This window comes from Pseudooctadecabacter sp., from assembly GCF_965657175.1.
Taxonomy (GTDB): Bacteria; Pseudomonadota; Alphaproteobacteria; order Rhodobacterales; family Rhodobacteraceae; genus Octadecabacter.
Genome location: NZ_CBFHNH010000002.1, coordinates 155,751 through 174,334 on the forward strand (window position 1 = coordinate 155,751; position 18,584 = coordinate 174,334).

18 protein-coding genes are annotated in these 18,584 nt (G+C 61.2%); 17 read left to right on the top strand and 1 reads right to left on the bottom strand.

Annotation, left to right across the window (positions count from 1 at the left end; all coding sequences use genetic code 11):
* Positions 1-27 precede the first annotated feature (27 nt).
* Together mraY and murD are read left to right on the top strand one after the other, a co-directional pair.
* Positions 28-1,110 (top strand): phospho-N-acetylmuramoyl-pentapeptide-transferase, encoded by a 1,083-nt coding sequence (gene mraY, locus ACTG36_RS03625; RefSeq protein WP_375281681.1) that lies wholly within the window; start codon positions 28-30, stop codon positions 1,108-1,110.
* A 16-nt stretch (positions 1,111-1,126) separates the two neighbouring features.
* Positions 1,127-2,518: a UDP-N-acetylmuramoyl-L-alanine--D-glutamate ligase gene (murD, locus tag ACTG36_RS03630; RefSeq protein WP_439141484.1), complete on the top strand. Its 1,392-nt coding sequence runs from the start codon at positions 1,127-1,129 to the stop codon at positions 2,516-2,518.
* Positions 2,519-2,556: 38 nt separating this feature from the next.
* Here the strand turns inward: murD and ACTG36_RS03635 are convergent, their stop codons facing one another.
* Positions 2,557-3,744, bottom strand: a complete 1,188-nt coding sequence (locus tag ACTG36_RS03635; protein ID WP_375280627.1) for an NAD(P)/FAD-dependent oxidoreductase — start codon at positions 3,742-3,744, stop codon at positions 2,557-2,559.
* A 189-nt stretch (positions 3,745-3,933) separates the two neighbouring features.
* On the opposite strand from ACTG36_RS03635, the gene ftsW reads away from it, so the two are divergent.
* The 15 genes from ftsW (at position 3,934) to recN (ending at position 18,499) form a co-directional block, all read left to right on the top strand.
* Positions 3,934-5,103, top strand: a complete 1,170-nt coding sequence (gene ftsW / locus ACTG36_RS03640; RefSeq protein WP_375280626.1) for a putative lipid II flippase FtsW — start codon at positions 3,934-3,936, stop codon at positions 5,101-5,103.
* The gene (murG, locus tag ACTG36_RS03645) at positions 5,100-6,194 is read left to right on the top strand and encodes an undecaprenyldiphospho-muramoylpentapeptide beta-N-acetylglucosaminyltransferase (RefSeq protein WP_375280625.1); all 1,095 of its coding nucleotides are present in this window, start codon (positions 5,100-5,102) and stop codon (positions 6,192-6,194) included. The genes ftsW and murG overlap by 4 nt, the downstream gene beginning before the upstream one ends.
* Positions 6,195-6,228: 34 nt before the next feature.
* Positions 6,229-7,626, top strand: coding sequence for a UDP-N-acetylmuramate--L-alanine ligase (gene murC, locus ACTG36_RS03650; protein WP_375280624.1), 1,398 nt, complete (start codon positions 6,229-6,231; stop codon positions 7,624-7,626).
* Entirely contained in the window at positions 7,623-7,850 is a 228-nt protein-coding gene (locus ACTG36_RS03655; protein WP_375280623.1) for a hypothetical protein, read from the top strand. Before murC ends, ACTG36_RS03655 begins: the two co-directional genes overlap by 4 nt.
* Positions 7,851-7,977: 127 nt before the next feature.
* On the top strand, positions 7,978-8,232 hold the full coding sequence (locus tag ACTG36_RS03660) for a DUF2484 family protein (RefSeq protein WP_375280622.1): 255 nt from the start codon (positions 7,978-7,980) through the stop codon (positions 8,230-8,232).
* Positions 8,229-8,495, top strand: a complete 267-nt coding sequence (locus ACTG36_RS03665; protein WP_375280621.1) for a DUF2484 family protein — start codon at positions 8,229-8,231, stop codon at positions 8,493-8,495. The genes ACTG36_RS03660 and ACTG36_RS03665 overlap by 4 nt, the downstream gene beginning before the upstream one ends.
* Positions 8,492-8,737 (top strand): hypothetical protein, encoded by a 246-nt coding sequence (locus ACTG36_RS03670; RefSeq protein WP_375280620.1) that lies wholly within the window; start codon positions 8,492-8,494, stop codon positions 8,735-8,737. Before ACTG36_RS03665 ends, ACTG36_RS03670 begins: the two co-directional genes overlap by 4 nt.
* A gap of 42 nt (positions 8,738-8,779) precedes the next feature.
* Complete coding sequence (gene murB, locus ACTG36_RS03675; RefSeq protein ID WP_375280619.1) at positions 8,780-9,718, top strand: UDP-N-acetylmuramate dehydrogenase; 939 nt, start codon at positions 8,780-8,782, stop codon at positions 9,716-9,718.
* Positions 9,719-9,817: 99 nt separating this feature from the next.
* Positions 9,818-10,723: a D-alanine--D-alanine ligase gene (locus ACTG36_RS03680; protein ID WP_375280618.1), complete on the top strand. Its 906-nt coding sequence runs from the start codon at positions 9,818-9,820 to the stop codon at positions 10,721-10,723.
* Complete coding sequence (locus ACTG36_RS03685; protein WP_375280617.1) at positions 10,711-11,592, top strand: cell division protein FtsQ/DivIB; 882 nt, start codon at positions 10,711-10,713, stop codon at positions 11,590-11,592. Before ACTG36_RS03680 ends, ACTG36_RS03685 begins: the two co-directional genes overlap by 13 nt.
* 28 nt (positions 11,593-11,620) lie before the next feature.
* Positions 11,621-12,955 (top strand): cell division protein FtsA, encoded by a 1,335-nt coding sequence (gene ftsA, locus ACTG36_RS03690; protein WP_375280616.1) that lies wholly within the window; start codon positions 11,621-11,623, stop codon positions 12,953-12,955.
* 177 nt (positions 12,956-13,132) lie between these two features.
* Positions 13,133-14,731, top strand: a complete 1,599-nt coding sequence (ftsZ, locus tag ACTG36_RS03695) for a cell division protein FtsZ (protein WP_375280615.1) — start codon at positions 13,133-13,135, stop codon at positions 14,729-14,731.
* A 210-nt stretch (positions 14,732-14,941) separates the two neighbouring features.
* On the top strand, positions 14,942-15,859 hold the full coding sequence (lpxC, locus tag ACTG36_RS03700) for a UDP-3-O-acyl-N-acetylglucosamine deacetylase (RefSeq protein WP_375280614.1): 918 nt from the start codon (positions 14,942-14,944) through the stop codon (positions 15,857-15,859).
* Positions 15,860-15,962: 103 nt separating this feature from the next.
* A complete protein-coding gene (locus ACTG36_RS03705; RefSeq protein ID WP_375280613.1) occupies positions 15,963-16,814 on the top strand; it encodes an outer membrane protein assembly factor BamD in 852 nt (283 codons plus the stop codon).
* Between the two features lie 35 nt (positions 16,815-16,849).
* Complete coding sequence (gene recN, locus ACTG36_RS03710; RefSeq protein WP_375280612.1) at positions 16,850-18,499, top strand: DNA repair protein RecN; 1,650 nt, start codon at positions 16,850-16,852, stop codon at positions 18,497-18,499.
* Positions 18,500-18,584: the final 85 nt, after the last annotated feature.

An 18,584-nucleotide genomic window follows, 5' to 3' on the forward strand; every position in this document is an offset into this window, starting at 1 on the left:
AGCGATAAGACCACGAGGAATTGGCACATGTTGTATTGGCTCACGGCGCTCAGCGATGGCGGCGATTTTTTCAACCTCTTTCGCTACATCACCTTTCGCGCCGGTGGCGCGTTCCTGACCTCGCTGGTTTTCGGCTTTGTCTTCGGGCCCACGTTGATCCGCGTGCTGCGGGCCAAACAGGGCAAAGGCCAACCCATTCGCGATGATGGCCCTGAAAGCCATCTGGCCAAGGCAGGCACGCCAACAATGGGCGGGCTGCTGATCGTGGGCGCATTGTTGACCTCGACTTTGCTGTGGGCGCGGCTGGACAATCCGTTCATCTGGATGGTGCTGTTTGTCACGCTGTCCTTTGCGCTGATCGGGTTTGCCGACGACTACGCCAAAGTGTCCAAACAGACGACCGCCGGTGTCAGCGGCCGTGTCCGTCTTTTGATCGGGTTCGGCATCGCCGGTGCGGCGGCGTTCTGGGCTGCGCAATATCATCCCGAAGACCTGACCTACCAACTGGCCCTGCCTGTCTTCAAAGACACGTTGCTGAACCTTGGCATTCTGTTTGTCCCCTTCGCCATGATCGTAATCGTGGGTGCTGCGAATGCGGTGAATATGACCGACGGTCTGGATGGTTTGGCGATCATGCCGGTGATGATCGCGGCGGGCACCTTTGGCGTCATCGCCTATTTCGTGGGCCGCGTGGATTTCACGACCGAACTGGGCCTGCACTACGTCCCCGGCACCGGTGAACTTGCGATCTTCGCAGCCGGTCTGATCGGCGGGGGACTTGGGTTCTTGTGGTACAACGCGCCCCCCGCGGCCGTGTTTATGGGCGACACCGGAAGCCTCGCCCTGGGCGGCGCTTTAGGGGCCATTGCGGTGGCCACCAAACACGAAATCGTGCTGGCCATTGTGGGCGGTGTCTTCGTGGTTGAGGCCCTGTCGGTGATCATTCAGGTTCTCTATTACAAACGCACCGGCAAACGCGTGTTCCTTATGGCACCGATCCACCACCACTATGAGAAAAAGGGCTGGGCCGAGCCGCAGATCGTCATCCGCTTCTGGATCATTTCCCTGATCCTTGCGGTGATCGGTCTGGCGACGCTGAAAGTGCGTTAAGCAAAGGGGCAAGACCATGATTCCAGTGCAGGGTGTCACCGGCAAAACCATCGCCGTTCTGGGGCTTGGCCGGTCTGGTCTGGCCACAGTCACGGCCCTGCAGGCAGGCGGCGCGCAGGTTGTTGTCTGGGACGACAGCCCCACCGCTGACGTCAAAGCCAACGACGCGGGCGCGGATCTGCACGATTTGACCAAGCAGGGCGCGTTTGACGGCATTGATGCGCTGATCACCTCGCCCGGTATCCCGCACCTTTATCCCGACCCCCATCCCGCGATCGCCAACGCCATGGCTGTGGGCGTGCCCGTGGACAACGACATCGGCCTGTTCTTTCGCAGCTTTGCGACCGCCGAATGGGACAATTTCGACACGATGCCCAAGGTCATCGCGGTCACGGGGAGCAACGGTAAATCCACCACCTCCGCCCTGATCCATCACATTCTGGAAGAGGCCGGCCGCCCCACGCAATTGGCCGGCAACATCGGGCGTGGCGTGCTGGACATCGACGAGGCCCACGATGGTGAGGTCATCGTGCTGGAACTCAGCAGTTACCAAACCGAACTGGCCCGTGCGCTGACACCCGATGTGGCGGTGTTCACCAACATCAGCCCCGATCATCTGGACCGCCACGCGGGCTTTGGGGGATATGTGGCGGCCAAACGGCGGCTGTTTTCCGAAGGCGGGCCGGACCGTGCCGTGATCGGTGTTGATGAACCCGATGGCCGCTACATCGCCAATCAGCTGACCGAAGGCCCCACCGACGACCGCGTCTTGCGCATCTCATCGGGGCAAAAGCTGGACCGCGCCTCGTGGTCGGTCTTTGCGCGCAAAGGGTTTTTGAGCGAATATCGCAAGGGACGGCAGGTGGCCTCCGTCGATCTGCGCCAAATCGACGGCCTGCCCGGTGCCCACAACCACCAAAACGCCTGTGCGGCCTTCGCGGCCTGCCGCGCCCTTGGCATCGGCCCGCGCGTCATCGAAGCGGCTTTCCATAGCTTCAGAGGGTTGCCGCACCGCAGCCAGTTGATCGCAGAAAAAGAGGGCGTGAAATACGTCAACGACAGCAAAGCCACCAACGTCGACAGCGCGGCCAAAGCGCTGGCGGCCTTCAAAAACATCCGCTGGATATGCGGCGGCCTTGAAAAAGAAGGGGGGCTGGACGCGCTGCTGCCCGCCCCCAACGTGACCAAAGCCTATGTCATCGGGCGCGAGGCTGCGGCCTTTGCCATGCAACTCAAAGGGCTTGAGGTTGAGGTCTGCGGCGACATGGACACCGCCGTCGCCAAAGCCGCCGCAGATGCGCAGCCCGGGGACACGGTCCTGCTGGCCCCCGCCGCCGCGTCTTTTGATCAATACGACAGCTTTGAAAAACGCGGGGACGACTTCATCGCCCGCGTCCAAGCGCTCTAGCCCTGTTTCGTTTTGCCAAAAATACTCAAAATCTGACGTCAGCCAAGCCGCGCGGCAATCGCGGTTCCCGCAGCATAGCCCGATGACCACGCCCACTGGAAATTGTAGCCGCCCAACCAGCCGGTTACATCCACGGCTTCGCCAATGAAATAAAGACCCGGTACGGCCTTCGCCTCCATGGTTTTGGACGACAGACCGTCCGTATCCACCCCACCCAACGTGACCTCAGCCGTGCGGTATCCTTCTGTGCCGGACGGTTTTAGCGACCACGCGGCCAAGGTTTCACACAGTGCATCAATGCGCGTGTCTGAGATGTCGCCCACATTGCCGGTCAAATCGATCTCTGCGCTCAGATACTCGACCAAACGGGGCGGCAAATGCACGCCAAGCGCCGTGGTTAGGGCCTTTCGGCCCTGGTCACGGCGCTGGTCTTTCAGCAACGGCGCCAGATCAAGATCTGGCGCGATGGCCACGGTGACGTCCTCACCCTCGTGCCAATAGCTGGACGCCTGCAACACGGCGGGGCCCGACAACCCACGGTGGGTGAACAACAAGGCCTCATCGAATGAGGTCCCGTCCTGCGTCGTGACCCGCGCGGGCGTGGCTGTACCCGCGAGGGGTTTGAATTTCTCGTCCGAAAAGGTGAACGGCACAAGGGCAGGGCGGGTGTCGGTGACGGCCAACCCGAATTGGTCGGCAATCTGGTAGGCCAGCCCCGTGGCGCCCATTTTGGGGATCGATTTGCCCCCCGTCGCCACGACCAAGGCAGATGCCTTAACCGTGCCGACCTTGCCGTCGCGGCTGAGGCGGACGTGGAAAAGATCGCCGTCGTGGCGGACCTCTTCGACGGAGGTGTTCAGCCAAAGCTGCGCCTGGGCGGCCTCCATCTCGGCGCGGAGCATGGCGATAATGTCCTTGGCCGTGTCATCGCAAAACAGCTGCCCCAATGTCTTTTCGTGCCACGCAATGCCGTGGCGATCCACCAGATCGATGAAATCCCACTGGGTATATCGCGCCAGCGCAGATTTCGCGAAGTGGCTGTTTTGGCTGATGAAATTGGCCGCTGTTGTGCCAAGGTTGGTGAAGTTGCACCGCCCGCCGCCGGAAATGCGGATTTTCTCACCCGGTGCTTTGGCGTGATCGATCACAAGGGTTTTGGGGCCTGCATGGGCCGCCGCGTGAAGACCGGCGGCACCGGCGCCAAGGATAAGTGTATTGACCTGCATGGCCCTCAGGTGCCCCTTCTGATCCGATTGATCAAGCCCAGACCGGCCCTCCGGGGGGAGTTTGCCGGGCCAGATGAAGAATGGATTGCATCCCACGGCCCTTTTTTGTTGGAAAAAGCAAGGCGATGGGGATAATGTGGGACCCAGACCCGGAAAACGGGCGCATCGAGGCAGTAAGGCAGTTGCACCATGACAGAGATGGTCTATGGCACGATCCCAGTAGGGTCGGGTGATCCAGTTCTTCCACGTTGGTGGCGGACGGTCGACAAATGGACGTTGTCCTGCATCCTTGCCCTGTTCGGGATCGGGTTGTTGCTGGGGCTGGCCGCGTCGCCACCTCTTGCTGCTAAAAACGGGTTTGAGCCGTTTCACTATGTCCAGCGTCAGGCCTTTTTTGGCTCCGTGGCGATTGTGGTTTTGTTTGTCACCTCAATGATGTCGCCCACGCTGGTGCGTCGTTTGGCGGTGTTGGGGTTTCTGGCGGCTTTTGTGGCCTTGGCGGGGTTGCCGTTTCTGGGCACCGATTTTGGCAAGGGCGCTGTGCGCTGGTATTCGCTGGGCTTTGCGTCCGTGCAGCCGTCCGAATTCCTGAAACCTGGATTTATCGTTGTGGCCGCGTGGTTCATGGCCGCCAGCCAAGAGATCGGCGGACCGCCCGGCAAGATGTATTCCTTTGTTTTGACGGTCATTATCGTGCTGATGCTGGCCATGCAGCCCGACTTTGGTCAGGCGGCCTTGCTGCTGTTTGGCTGGGGTGTGATGTATTTCGTGGGCGGCGCGCCGATTGTGTTGCTGGTCGCTTTGGGCGGGGCTGTGATCTTTGGCGGCACCATTGCCTATTCCAATTCCGAACACTTCGCGCGGCGGATTGACGGGTTTTTGAACCCCGATGTCGATCCGACCACGCAGCTGGGCTATGCCACCAATGCGATCCGCGAGGGCGGGTTTTTCGGCGTGGGCGTGGGGGAGGGCACCGTCAAATGGTCGCTGCCCGATGCCCATACCGATTTCATCATCGCCGTGGCCGCCGAGGAATACGGGCTGATCTGTGTGCTGGCGATCATCGGGCTTTATGCCACCATCGTGGTGCGCAGCCTGATGCGGCTGATGAAGGAACGTGATCCGTTCATCCGGCTGGCGGGTTGCGGTCTGGCCTGCATCGTGGGGGTTCAAGCGATGATCAACATGGGCGTGGCCGTGCGGCTGTTGCCTGCCAAGGGCATGACACTGCCCTTTGTCAGCTACGGTGGATCGTCGGTCATTGCGTCGGGCATTGCCGTGGGCATGTTGCTCGCCTTCACGCGGTCGCGGCCTCAGGGCCAGATCGGTGACATCCTGTTGCGGCGGGGGCGAACATGACACAGCCCCTTTTGATCATCGCCGCCGGTGGCACGGGCGGACATATGTTCCCCGCGCAGGCCTTGGCGGAGGCTATGCTGGCGCGTGGGTGGCGCGTGAAGCTGAGCACCGATGCGCGCGGTGCGCGTTACACCGGCGGCTTTCCTCACGCGGTTGAGATTGAACAGGTCGGATCAGCCACCTTCGCCCGTGGCGGCATCGTGGCCAAGCTGGCCGTGCCGTTCAAAATTGCAGGCGGTGTTGTGGCCGCTGCCAGCCGCATGTTGCGCGATAAACCGGCGGTGGTCGTGGGCTTTGGCGGATATCCTGCCATTCCGGCCATGGCCTCCGCTTGGGTGCTGCGCAAGCCGCGGATGATCCATGAACAAAACGGCGTGCTGGGCCGTGTGAACCAGATTTTCGCCAAACGGGTCGACACGGTCGCCTGCGGCACCTGGCCCACGGAATTGCCAGCCGGTGTCGAAGGTGTGCCCGTGGGCAATCCGGTGCGCAGTTCCATCCTTGAACGGGCCGGCGCGGGCTATATCGCGCCAGGGGATTATCCCATGTCGATCGTGGTTATGGGCGGATCACAGGGGGCGCGCATCCTCAGCGATGTGGTGCCGCCTGCGATCAGCGCCTTGCCATCAGAAATTCGCCGCAACATCCGCGTCAGCCATCAGGCCCGCGAAGAAGACTTGGAACGCGTGGCGCAATATTACGCCGACGAGGGCATTCCCGCTGACGTGCAGACCTTTTTCAACGATGTGCCGACCCGCATGTCTGAGGCCCAGCTGGTCGTGACCCGCGCGGGTGCGTCGACGATTGCGGACCTCAGCATTATTGGCCGCCCGTCGATCCTTGTGCCCTATGCCGCCGCTGCCGCTGATCATCAGACAGCCAACGCGCGCCAATTGGTTGAGGCAGGTGCCGCGATCATGGTGCCCGAAAGCCAGCTGCATGTGGACAGCCTGGCCGAGCAGATGGCCACGGTCCTCAGCGACCCGAATGGTGCGCTGCAGATGGCGCAATCGGCGCTGGCTTGCGGAAAACCGGATGCCACGCAAACGCTGGTTGATCTTACCTTGAGATTGGCTGAAACGCCCTCCTGAGCGAAGGACGAAACGAATGGACGGAAGCCCGATTATGAATTCAGCAACCAAACTCCCCCTTGATGTTGGTCCCATTCATTTTGTGGGCATCGGGGGCATTGGCATGTCCGGCATCGCCGAGGTGCTGTTGAGCCATGGCTATGTCGTCCAAGGGTCCGACCTGAAAGAAACGCCGATCACCAAGCGTCTTCAGGGCATGGGCGCGCTGATCTACACCGGCCAGCGGGCCGAGAATATTGACGAGGCTGAGGTCATCGTCATCTCAAGCGCGATCAAACCGGGCAACCCGGAACTGGACGCGGCCCGCGCGCGCGGCCTGCCCATTGTGCGCCGTGCCGAGATGTTGGCCGAACTGATGCGCCTGAAATCCAACATTGCCGTTGCAGGCACCCACGGCAAGACGACGACCACAACGATGGTTGCGGCCCTGCTGGACGGGGGCAATTTCAACCCAACGGTTGTGAACGGCGGGATCATCCACGCCTACGGGTCCAACGCGCGGGTGGGCGACGGCGAATGGATGGTGGTGGAAGCCGACGAAAGCGACGGCACCTTCAACCGTCTGCCAGCGACCATTGCGATTGTGACCAACATCGATCCAGAGCACATGGAACACTGGGGCACCGAGGAAAATCTGCACCGTGGGTTTTACGATTTCGTGTCCAACATTCCGTTCTACGGTGTGGCGGTGTGCTGCACCGACGACAGCGATGTGCAATCGCTTGTGGGCAAGATCACCGACCGCCGTGTTGTGACCTATGGCTTCAACGCGCAGGCCGATGTGCGTGCGGTCAACCTGTCTTACAAAGGCGGGCAGGCCCATTTTGATGTGGCCCTCCAGAACGAAGACCAGATGATCGAAGGCTGTGTGCTGCCCATGCCGGGCGATCACAACGTGTCCAACGCCCTGTCTGCCATCGCCGTGGCGCGGCATCTGGGCATGAAACGCGCCGAAATCCGCGAGGCTTTGGCCAGTTTCGGGGGCGTCAACCGCCGCTTTACCCGCGTGGGCGAGGTGGGTGGCGTGACCATCATCGACGACTACGGCCACCACCCCACAGAAATCGCAGCGGTGCTGAAAGCCGCACGACAGGCCTGCGACGGGCGCATTATCGCCGTGCACCAGCCGCACCGCTACACGCGGTTGCACCACCATTTCGACGACTTCTGCGCGTGTTTTAACGATGCCGATGTTGTCGCCATCGCGGAGGTTTTTGCCGCCGGTGAAGACGTCATCGAAGGGGCCACCCGTGATGATCTGGTCGCAGGCCTGATCCGGGGCGGTCACCGGCATGCCCGCGCGATCACCGATGAGGACGATCTGGTGCGTCTGGTCCGTGAACAGGCCAAAGAGGGCGATATGGTTGTCTGCCTAGGTGCCGGTTCCATTTCCACATGGGCCAATAGCTTGCCAAAGCGGCTGGCAGATTGACCTATGAATGGCTGATCCTTGGCGCGATTGTGCTGGTGTCGGTCCTGCCGATGATCAAATGGCTGCGCCGTTTGTTGTGGGCGTTTTCCGTGGCTTTTGTTGCGATGTTGTTAATTCACATGCAGCATAACCCCGGTGAGGCGACTTTGGTGTTAGGCATGATGGGCAGTGGGCTGATGATTGCGCGTCCTGTCCGACGGGCAGTTCTTGGGGGGCTGTTTTGATGTCGAATGGGCTGCGCCCATCCGATCCGCGCCGCTGCGCGGCGCATGCGGTAGACTGGCGATCTTGTGCGCCTGTGCAAGAGGTGGATTTAGGTATTTTTGAACCAGAGAAAACAAGGCGTGGCGTGTGACTTGGTCGGTGATCGCCTTTTGCATCTGGGTGCTGTTGGCCAGCGTCACCGCGATGTTGCCCATGCGGCGTCAATATGTGCCGGGTGTTACATTATTGGTGCTGGCACCGGTGTTGATCGGCTGGCTGGGCTATGATTTTGGCTGGATCTGGGCGGCGGTTGGTCTCGCGGCCTTCGTGTCGATGTTCCGCAATCCGTTGAAATATTTCTGGGCCCGTGCACGCGGCCGCAAGCCGGAGCTTCCGCAATGATGGCGGTGGGGGTCGGTTTCGTCTGGATCATTGCGGCCAACGTCTTGGCCTTGCTGCCCAGTCGCGACAATCATTGGACACGGGCCTATGTGCTGATCGCCATCGGCATTCCGCTATTGGGTTGGATTACCTATGAAAACGGTGCCTTCATCGGGCTTGCCTTTTTGATCGGCGGAGCGAGCGTTCTGCGCTGGCCTGTCATCTATCTGACCCGTTGGTTGCGGTCTGTCTTTGCGCCCAAGGGCCGGAGTGCTGACAAATGAACCGCGTTTTATTGGCCGCCGTTGCAGCGGCATTTGCCTATGTCTTCTACACGGCAATCTGGGGTGATCCTGCGTCGACGTCCTTGATCGCGGCCTATGTGGCGGCCAGCCTTGTGGCTTGGGCGCTGTCGATCCGGCGCAAGGACTGGGCGGGGCGGGTCAAATGGGCGTGGGTTGCGCTCTCACTGGTGGTGATTTTCGGAATCGTGTCGGGGCCGCTGAATTTCCTGACACTGGGCTAGGCCCCGCTTGGCACCGCCTGTTGTGCGGGTTAGGACGGGGGCATGACACATATTGCCGATCTTCCCGCCGTCCGTGGCACTTTGACCGAAAACCGTGATTTGTCCGGCCTGACGTGGATGCGCGTGGGCGGGCCTGCGGATGTCCTGTTCCAGCCCGCGGATGAAGAGGACCTGAGCACTTTTCTGGCCGGTTTGCCCAGCGACGTGCCGGTTTTTCCCATGGGGGTCGGGTCCAATCTGATCGTGCGGGACGGGGGCGTGCGCGGGGTCGTTATCCGGCTGGGGCGCGGGTTCAATGGCATCGCTTTTGATGGTGATCTGGTCCGCGCAGGCGCTGCGGCCCTTGATGCCCATGTGGCGCGCAAGGCCGCGGCCGAGGGTCTGAACCTCACGTTTTTGCGCACCATTCCTGGGTCCATCGGGGGGGCGGTGCGGATGAATGCAGGATGCTACGGCGACTATATGGCCGATGTGCTGCAAGAGGTCCGCGTGGTGTTGCGCGACGGGACGATCAAGACACTGGCGGCGGCGGAGCTGAACCTGTCCTATCGGTCCTCGGACCTGCCCGAAGGTGCTGTGCTGGTGGAGGCCACGATGCGCGCCCCGCAGGAAGACGCGCAGGTGTTGGAGGACCGGATGGCTGCCCAACTGGCCAAACGCGACGAGACCCAGCCCACCAAGGACCGCACAGCAGGCAGCACGTTCCGCAACCCGTCAGGGTATTCCAGCACGGGGCGTGCTGATGACACCATGGACCTGAAGGCGTGGAAGGTCATTGATGACGCGGGCATGCGCGGCGCTGTGCGGGGTGGGGCGGTGATGAACACCATGCATTCCAACTTCCTGACCAATGCAGGCGGTGCCACGGCGGCGGACCTTGAAGGATTGGGCGAAGAGGTCCGAAAAAAGGTTTACGACACCAGTGGCATCACGCTACACTGGGAAATTATGAGGGTCGGCGAACCGGCCCCAACGGTCTGATCCACCTGAACGGATCTTGGGCCCCACAGGCAGGGGCCACGGCAGAGACAAATGATGGCCCGTCCAAAAGGGCCACGAAAGAGGCGGACAGTGTCGAGCATGACACCCAAAACAGTCGCTGTCCTTTTGGGCGGCCCGTCGGCTGAACGTGAGGTATCCCTCAGTTCAGGGCGCGAATGTGCGGCCGCCTTGCGGACCGCCGGTTTTGATGTCGTGGAAATTGATGCAGGCGCGGATTTGCCCGAACAGCTGAAGGCGGCAAAGCCGGATGTGGTGTTCAACGGGCTGCACGGGCGCTGGTGCGAAGACGGCGTGGTGCAGGGCTTGTTGGAATGGATGCGGCTGCCTTATACCCATTCGGGCGTCATGGCCTCAGCCATTGCCATGGACAAACAAAAGACCAAAGACGTCTACCGCGCCGCAGGGCTGCCTTTTGTGGACAGCGTCTTGGCGACCAAAGACCAGATCGAAAGCGCCCATATGATGGAGCCGCCTTATGTGGTCAAACCCTTCAATGAAGGGTCCAGCGTGGGCGTCTATATCGTGACCGAACGGGCCAATGGCACGCCAACCTTGGCCCCCGATTTGCCCGAGACGTTGATGGTCGAAACCTATGCGCCGGGGCGGGAACTCACGACCGCAGTGATGGACGGGCGCGCGTTGACGGTCACAGATATCATCACCGACGGCTGGTATGATTACGCCGCCAAATATGAAACCGGCGGTTCGCGCCATGTGATCCCCGCCGACATCCCCCAGCCGATTTTTGACGCCTGCATGGAATACGCTGTGCGCGCGCACAACGCCCTTGGCTGTCGCGGGATGAGCCGGACAGATTTCCGCTGGGATGAGGCGCGCGGCCTTGAGGGCCTGATCTTGCTGGAAACGAACACCCAGCCGGGGATGACGCCGACGTCGCTGGCCCCTGAACAGGCGGCCCATTGCGGCATGTCGTTTCCCGAACTGATGGCTTGGATGGTGGAGGACGCGTCATGCGACCGATGAAGGCTGACCGCAAAGACCTGCCGCGCCGCGATCCGGCCCCCAGCCGGTGGGGCTACCGCTATCAGCGGCTGATGCTGACGCCGGGGTTCCGGCGGATGCTGCGGGTGGGCGTGCCTGCTTTGCTGATCGGCGGCATAGTTGCTGGATGGACGGCCCGTGATGCCAACCGCCAGATGATTGCCGATGCCTATGCGGATATGAAAACCCAGATCCAGCAGCGTGAGGAATTTCTGGTCAAGGTCATGGCCGTCGACGGGGCGGACGAGGGCCTTGCGGCAGATGTGCGCACAGTATTGCCGGTGGAATTTCCGGTCTCCAGCTTTGATCTCAATCTTGAAGAGATGCGCCAGACAGTGGCGGCGCTTCCTGCGGTGGCTGAGGCGTCGTTGCGGGTGCGGCCCGGTGGGATTTTGCAGGTGAATGTGACGCAGCGCCAACCGGTGGCGGTGTTCCGCGCGGCCGACGGGCTTAAGCTGATCGACAGTGACGGCGTGCTGATCCAGTCTATCGTGGCACGCGCCGACCGTGCGGATTTGCCGTTAATCACGGGGGACGGCGCCCGTGATGCGCTGACCGAAGGGCTTGAGATTTACCGCGTCGCGGGTCCCTTGGCCCCGCGGATGCGCGGTGTCGTGCGGATGGGGGAACGTCGTTGGGATGTGATCCTCGAAAGTGGGCAGCGCATTTTGTTGCCCACAACCGATCCGGTGGTCGCCTTCGAACGGGTGGTGGCCATGACGGAGGCGCAAGACCTCCTCGACCGAGATGTGGTCGTCGTCGACATGCGGCATCCGGCGCGGCCCACGATCAGAATGAACGAACAAGCGTTGACGAATTTGCGGCAGACAAGTGCGTCGGCGGAACAATAAAGAGACCATTCAGGCAGGTGTGTAGATTATGAGAGACCTTTACCAATCCCAGCGCGCCCAACGGGCCATGCGTCAGGCGGCGATGCAACGTGGTGTTGTGGCCATTCTGGACGTGGGGTCGTCAAAAATTGCCTGTCTGGTGTTGCGCTTTGATGGGCCGGAACACTTTGGCGACAGTGACGGTGTGGGGTCCATGGCGGGGCAATCGTCGTTTCGGGTGATTGGTGCCGCGACCACGCGGTCGCGGGGTGTCCGCTTTGGTGAAATTGACGCCATGGCCGAAACCGAACGCGCCATCAGGACTGCTGTGCAAGCGGCCCAGAAAATGGCCAATGTGCGCGTAGATCATGTGATTGCCTGCCTCAGCGGCGGGCGTCCACGGTCCTACGGGCTGGACGGACAGGTCGATGTGCAGGGCACGGTTGTGACCGAAGGCGACATTGGCCGCGTTTTGGCCGAATGCGACGTGCCGGACATCGGGGCAGGGCGCGAGGTTCTGCATGCCCAGCCGATTAACTTTGCCCTGGATCATCGCAGCGGCCTCGCCGATCCGCGCGGGCAGATCGGGCAGACCCTGACGACCGACATGCACATGATGACCATCGAAGACAGCGTCATCGAAAACCTACTTTACTGCATCAAACGGTGCGATCTGGAACTGGCGGGTGTTGCATCCTCGGCCTATGCGGCGGGGATTTCGTCGCTGGTGGAAGACGAACAGGAACTGGGGGCGGCCTGCGTTGATATGGGCGGCGGGTCCACCGGCATTTCGATCTTCATGCGCAAACACATGATCTATTCAGACGCCGTGCGCATGGGCGGCCATCACGTCACATCCGATATTTCCATGGGCCTGCAAGTGGCCCCCGCCATGGCCGAACGGATCAAGACCTTCTACGGCGGGGTCCTTGCCACCGGCATGGACGACCGCGAAATGATTGAGGTCGGCGCAGACACCGGCGATTGGGAACATGACCGCCGCACGGTCAGCCGCGCCGAACTTATCGGGATCATGAAGCCCCGTGTTGAAGAAATTTTGGAAGAGGTCCGCGTCCGTCTGGATGCGGCAGGTTTTGAACATCTGCCCAGCCAGCAAATCGTGCTGACCGGCGGTGGCAGCCAAATTCCGGGCCTTGATGGGCTGGCCTCAAAAATCCTGGGCCAGCAGGTCCGCATCGGGCGGCCCTTGCGCGTGCAGGGTCTGCCGCAGGCGGCCACGGGGTCGGCGTTTTCGGCGGCTGTTGGCCTGTCGCTCTTTGCGGCACACCCGCAAGACGAATGGTGGGATTTCGACATTCCGGCGGAAAAATACCCCGCGCGGTCCTTCAAACGTGCGGTCCGTTGGTTCAAAGAGAACTGGTGATACGCAAGATTTCGCCTAAAACCCCAAATACGGCGAAAAATCACGGGCGACGCCCCACATTTTGCGGTGTTTTTGCGTTTTTTCCGTGACCATTCCGGCCAAGACCGTTAGGGTTTTGGGAAGATTCAGGCAAATACGCCCGGTGGGACGGGCCAAACAAAACAGGCGGACAGACACATGACATTGAACCTTTCCATGCCCGGTCAGGAAGAATTGAAGCCCCGCATCACCGTGTTCGGTGTGGGTGGCGCTGGCGGCAACGCGGTCAACAACATGATCGAACAGCAGCTGGAAGGCGTTGAATTTGTTGTTGCAAACACCGACGCGCAGGCGCTGCAACAGTCCCACTCGGACGCGAAAATCCAGATGGGCGTGAAAGTCACCGAAGGTTTGGGCGCAGGCGCACGGGCAACCGTGGGCGCCGCTGCCGCCGAAGAATCAATCGAACAGATCGTCGATCATCTGGCGGGTGCGCACATGTGCTTCATCACCGCTGGCATGGGTGGGGGCACCGGCACAGGGGCCGCGCCGATCATCGCGCAGGCCGCCCGTGAATTGGGTGTTCTGACCGTTGGTGTCGTGACCAAGCCGTTCCAGTTCGAAGGCGGCAAGCGCATGAAGCAGGCCGAAGACGGCGTCGAGGCGCTGCAAAAGGTCGTCGACACGCTGATCATCATTCCCAACCAGAACCTGTTCCGCCTGGCCAATGAAAACACCACCTTCACCGAGGCCTTCAGCCTTGCAGATGACGTGCTGTACCAAGGTGTCAAAGGCGTGACCGATCTGATGGTCCGTCCGGGCCTTATCAACCTCGACTTTGCAGACGTGCGCGCTGTGATGGACGAAATGGGCAAAGCCATGATGGGCACAGGTGAAGCCGACGGCCCAGATCGCGCCGTTCAGGCTGCCGAAAAGGCCATCGCCAACCCGCTGCTGGACGAGATTTCACTGGAAGGCGCACGTGGCGTGTTGATTAACATTACCGGCGGCTACGATCTGACCTTGTTCGAACTGGACGAAGCGGCCAACAAGATCCGCGAAAAAGTCGATCCAGAGGCGAACATCATCGTGGGCTCCACGCTGGACACCGACATGGAAGGCAAAATGCGCGTCAGCGTTGTGGCCACAGGCATCGATGCCGTCGCCAAGCCCCATGACATCCCTGTGCCACGCCGCCCCATGGCCGCCCCGTTGACACAGCAGGTCACGGCTGAAGTGAAAGAAGAAGCACCGGCCGCTGTGGTCGAAACCCCTGCGCCCGCAGCCGCCGAAGTTGAAGCCGCACCTGCACCGCAGGTCGCAGCCGAAGCCACTCCGGAGCCATCCCTGTTTGATGAGGCTCCAGCCGCCGCACCAACATTCGACGCGCCCGCCGCCGCGGCTGCCGCCGAAGCAGACCTGCCACCGGCAGCCTACCAGCCGCGTCCGGAGCCTGCGATCGACGCGCCGGTTGACGGCTTCGTGGCCCCGCAGCGCCCTGCCGTTGGCACACCAAGCCAAGAAACGCTTGATCGCCTGCGCACTGCAGCAGCACGGTCCGCACCTGCGGCCCCAACTGCCGCACCTGCGGAGTCCGAAGACGCGGCAAAGCCCCGCATGGGCGGTTTGAACAGCCTGATCAGCCGCATGACCGGCCAGCAGGGCGACGGTCAGACCAAAGAGCGCCCTCAGCCACCCGTGGCGACATTGCGCGAAGATCCGGCGACTCAGCCTGAGGCAGACGAAGATCAGGAACGCATCGAAATTCCGGCATTCCTGCGGCGTCAGGCGAACTGATTTCGATCTGACGCAAGGTAACAATTTATCAAAAGAGGCCACCTTCGGGTGGCCTTTTTCTTTTTGAAATCAACGCACTGCTGCGCTGCAGCGATCAATCCGGCGGCATTGCGCCCGTTTGTGACAGTTCTGTTTCAGACCGTTACAAACTGTGTGTTGAGCCTAAGCCCTATGATCCTTAGCTCTTTATCAACCAAAGAGGATATACCCGTGCAAACCACGCTGGACACCATTGTCGCATTCGAAGGAAAGGGCCTGCACACAGGCGCTTTTGCCTCGGTCGTTGTGCGTCCCGCTCCTGCGGATCATGGCATCGTCTTTCGGCGGACAGATGTGACGGACCACGCTGATGTCAGTGCACTGTGGTCTAACGTTATCGTGTCGCCCCTCAACACGCGGATTGAAAACGCGGCCGGCACCAAAGTGTCGACGATTGAACACATCATGGCGGCCCTCGCAGGCTGCGGCATCCACAATGCTTTGATTGAGGTCAGCGGACCAGAGGTGCCGATCCTTGACGGGTCTGCGGCGGAATTTGTCGAGGGCTTTATGCGGGCAGGGGTCCGGACCATGTCCGCACCGTTGCGTGTGATTGAAGTCCTTAAACCCGTGACAGTGACAGTGGGCGGCGCGACCGCGACGCTGACACCGGCGGACACGCTGCACATCGAATTTGAGATTGATTTCGCCGACCGCGCCATCGGTCATCAGGAAAAGCACCTGAACATGTCCAACGGCGCTTTTGTGCGCGAATTGTGCGACAGCCGCACGTTTTGCCGGTCGTCGGATGTGGACGCCATGCGCGCCCAAGGTCTGGCGTTGGGCGGCACGTTGGAAAACGCTGTTGTTGTGGACGGTGCTGAGGTTCTCAGCCCCGGTGGCCTGCGTCACCGTGATGAGGCCGTGCGCCATAAGATGTTGGATGCATTGGGTGATTTGTACACAGCCGGTGCACCGATCCTTGGCCGTTACACCGGCCAAAAGGCGGGTCACGCTGTGACGAACGCCTTGTTGCGCGCCCTTTTTGACGACCCTGACGCGTGGGGCTGGGCCGTGGCCGATGCGGCGACGGCTGCGCGTTTGCCAGGTGCTGGAATTCGTTGGTCCGACCTTCCCGCAGTTGCGTGAACGTGATCGCGCAAAAGGCATTTTTCCTCTCATTTTTCTGTGCTAGACCCGTCGTAACCGAGGGCTATCTTCGGATAAGAATTTGACGCGGGGGCGCCTTTTCATGTTGGGCCGCAGCAGCACATCACTTCGATTTGGCCTGATCGCAGGCACCTTGGCGCTTGGCCTGTTGGCAGGCTGCGGCGGCTTTGACAGCCGTGCCGAAGGCGCACTCGAAGGCTATACAGCGCAAGAGATTTTCGAGAGGGGCGAATATGAATTGGCCCGTGGCGACGCCGATGATGCGGCCTTCTATTTCGGTGAGATTGAGCGTCTGTACCCCTATTCCGAATGGGCCAAACGCGCATTGATCATGCAGGCGTTTTCCTATCACCGCGATCAGGATTACCCCAATTCCCGCGCCTCTGCCCAACGCTACATCGACTTCTACCCCGTCGACGAAGACGCGGCCTATGCACAATATCTGCTGGCGCTGTCCTACTACGATCAGATCGACGAAGTGGGCCGCGATCAGGGCCTGACGTTCCAAGCGTTGCAGGCACTGCGCGTTGTGATCGAACGCTATCCCGACAGCGAATATGCGCAGTCGTCTGTGCTGAAATTCGATCTGGCCTTCGACCATCTCGCGGCCAAAGAGATGGAGATCGGTCGTTTCTACCTCAAACGCGATCACTTTGCCGCTGCCGTGAACCGGTTCCGGACGGTGGTTGAGGATTTCCAGACCACATCCCACACGCCTGAGGCGCTGCACCGTTTGGTGGAATCCTACCTGTCACTGGGGCTGGTCGAAGAGGCACAGACCGCCGGTGCGATTCTTGGGTTCAATTACCAGTCCACCGAATGGTACGAAGACAGCTTTGCCCTGCTGACCGGTCAGGGGCTTGAACCGCAGGTTCTGGGCGACAACTGGCTGGCCGCGATTTATCGCCAGATGGTGCGCGGCGAATGGCTCTGACGGGGGAGGCGGGGTAACCCCCCGTCCTTTGGGACATGCTGCGCCATCTTGATATCCGTGACATGCTGATCATTGACCGGTTGGAGCTTGCGTTCCAGCCCGGCCTGAACGTGCTGACCGGTGAAACCGGTGCGGGCAAGTCTATCTTGCTGGATTCACTTGGTTTTGTTCTGGGCTGGCGGGGCCGTGCGGAACTGGTGCGCCAAGGGGCCGAACAGGGGGAAGTCACGGCAGAGTTCGATTTGCCCGACACCCATCCCGCGTGGGACGTGCTGCGGGAGGCCGGTTTTACCTATGACGACGCGCTGATCCTGCGCCGCATCAATACCCGCGACGGGCGCAAGACCGCGTGGATCAACGACCGCCGTGTGAGTGGTGACATCCTGCGGCGTGTGTCTGAAACCTTGGTGGAATTGCACGGACAGCATGATGATCGCGGGTTGTTGAACCCCCGCGGGCACCGGATGTTGCTGGATGATTTCGGCGGGCTGGCGGCCAAGATCGCCAAAGTCCGCACCGCGTGGCGCAGCTTAAGCGATGCGCGAAAAGCGCTGGTGACGGCTGAGGCGCGGGTGGCCGAATTGCAGGCGGAAGAGGAATTTTTGCGCCATGCGGTGGCGGAGTTGGACAAGCTGTCACCCGAGGCTGGCGAAGACGCAACCCTTGATCAACAGCGCCGCCGGATGCAGGCCGCCGAGAAGATCGGTGAAGACATTTCAAAGGCATATCAGGCGCTTGGCCTGCAAGGGGCCGAAGGTATGCTGGGCGACGCGGCACGTTGGCTGTCTGACGCTGCAGGGCAGGCAGACGGCACATTGGAGGGGGCCTTGGCCGCCCTAGATCGCGCGATGACCGAATTGAGCGAGGTGCAATCAGGCGTGGAGGCCTGCATGGATGCGCTGGCCTTTAACCCCCATGAACTGGAACAGATCGAAGAACGGCTCTTTGCCATCCGCGGTCTGGCCCGCAAGCATGATGTTCTGCCCGATGAATTGGGCACCTTTGCCGATGATTTGCGCGGACGGTTGACCGCCTTGGACCAAGGCGCATCCGATCTGGCCGATTTGACGGCTGCGGTCACGGCGGCTCAGGCGCATTACGACATGGCGGCGGGTGATTTGACGGCGGCGCGCACAAAGGCCGCGAAGGCGCTGGACACGGCCATGGCCAAAGAACTCGCCCCGCTGAAAATGGACCGTGCGGTCTTTGTCACCAATGTAAGTCCCGCAGAGGCAGGCCCCGACGGCGTGGATGAAGTGGCCTTTACCGTCGCCACCAACCCCGGCGCGCCTGCGGGACCCATCGGCAAGATCGCCTCTGGCGGTGAGCTCAGCCGGTTTTTGCTGGCGTTGAAGGTGTGCCTGACGAGGGCGGACTCCGGTCTGACCTTGATCTTCGATGAGATTGATCGCGGTGTCGGTGGGGCCACGGCGGACGCCGTGGGGCGGCGGTTGTCGCAGCTGGCAGGGCAGGGACAGGTGCTGGTCGTGACCCATAGCCCGCAAGTCGCGGCCCTTGGGGATCATCATTGGCGGGTCGAAAAACGCCAGACAAAGGACGCGACGCTGTCGACGGTGGTCGGTCTGTCTGAGGGCGACCGCGTGGACGAAATTGCCCGTATGATCTCAGGTGATCGCATCACGGATGAGGCCCGCGCAGCGGCGAAATCCCTTCTGGCCGCGTGACCGCGCCAGATTGAAAATCTGATAGGTTTCGCGTCGTTCACGGTCAGATGGACGCTAAAAATGTTCGAAATAGACAAGCGAATTT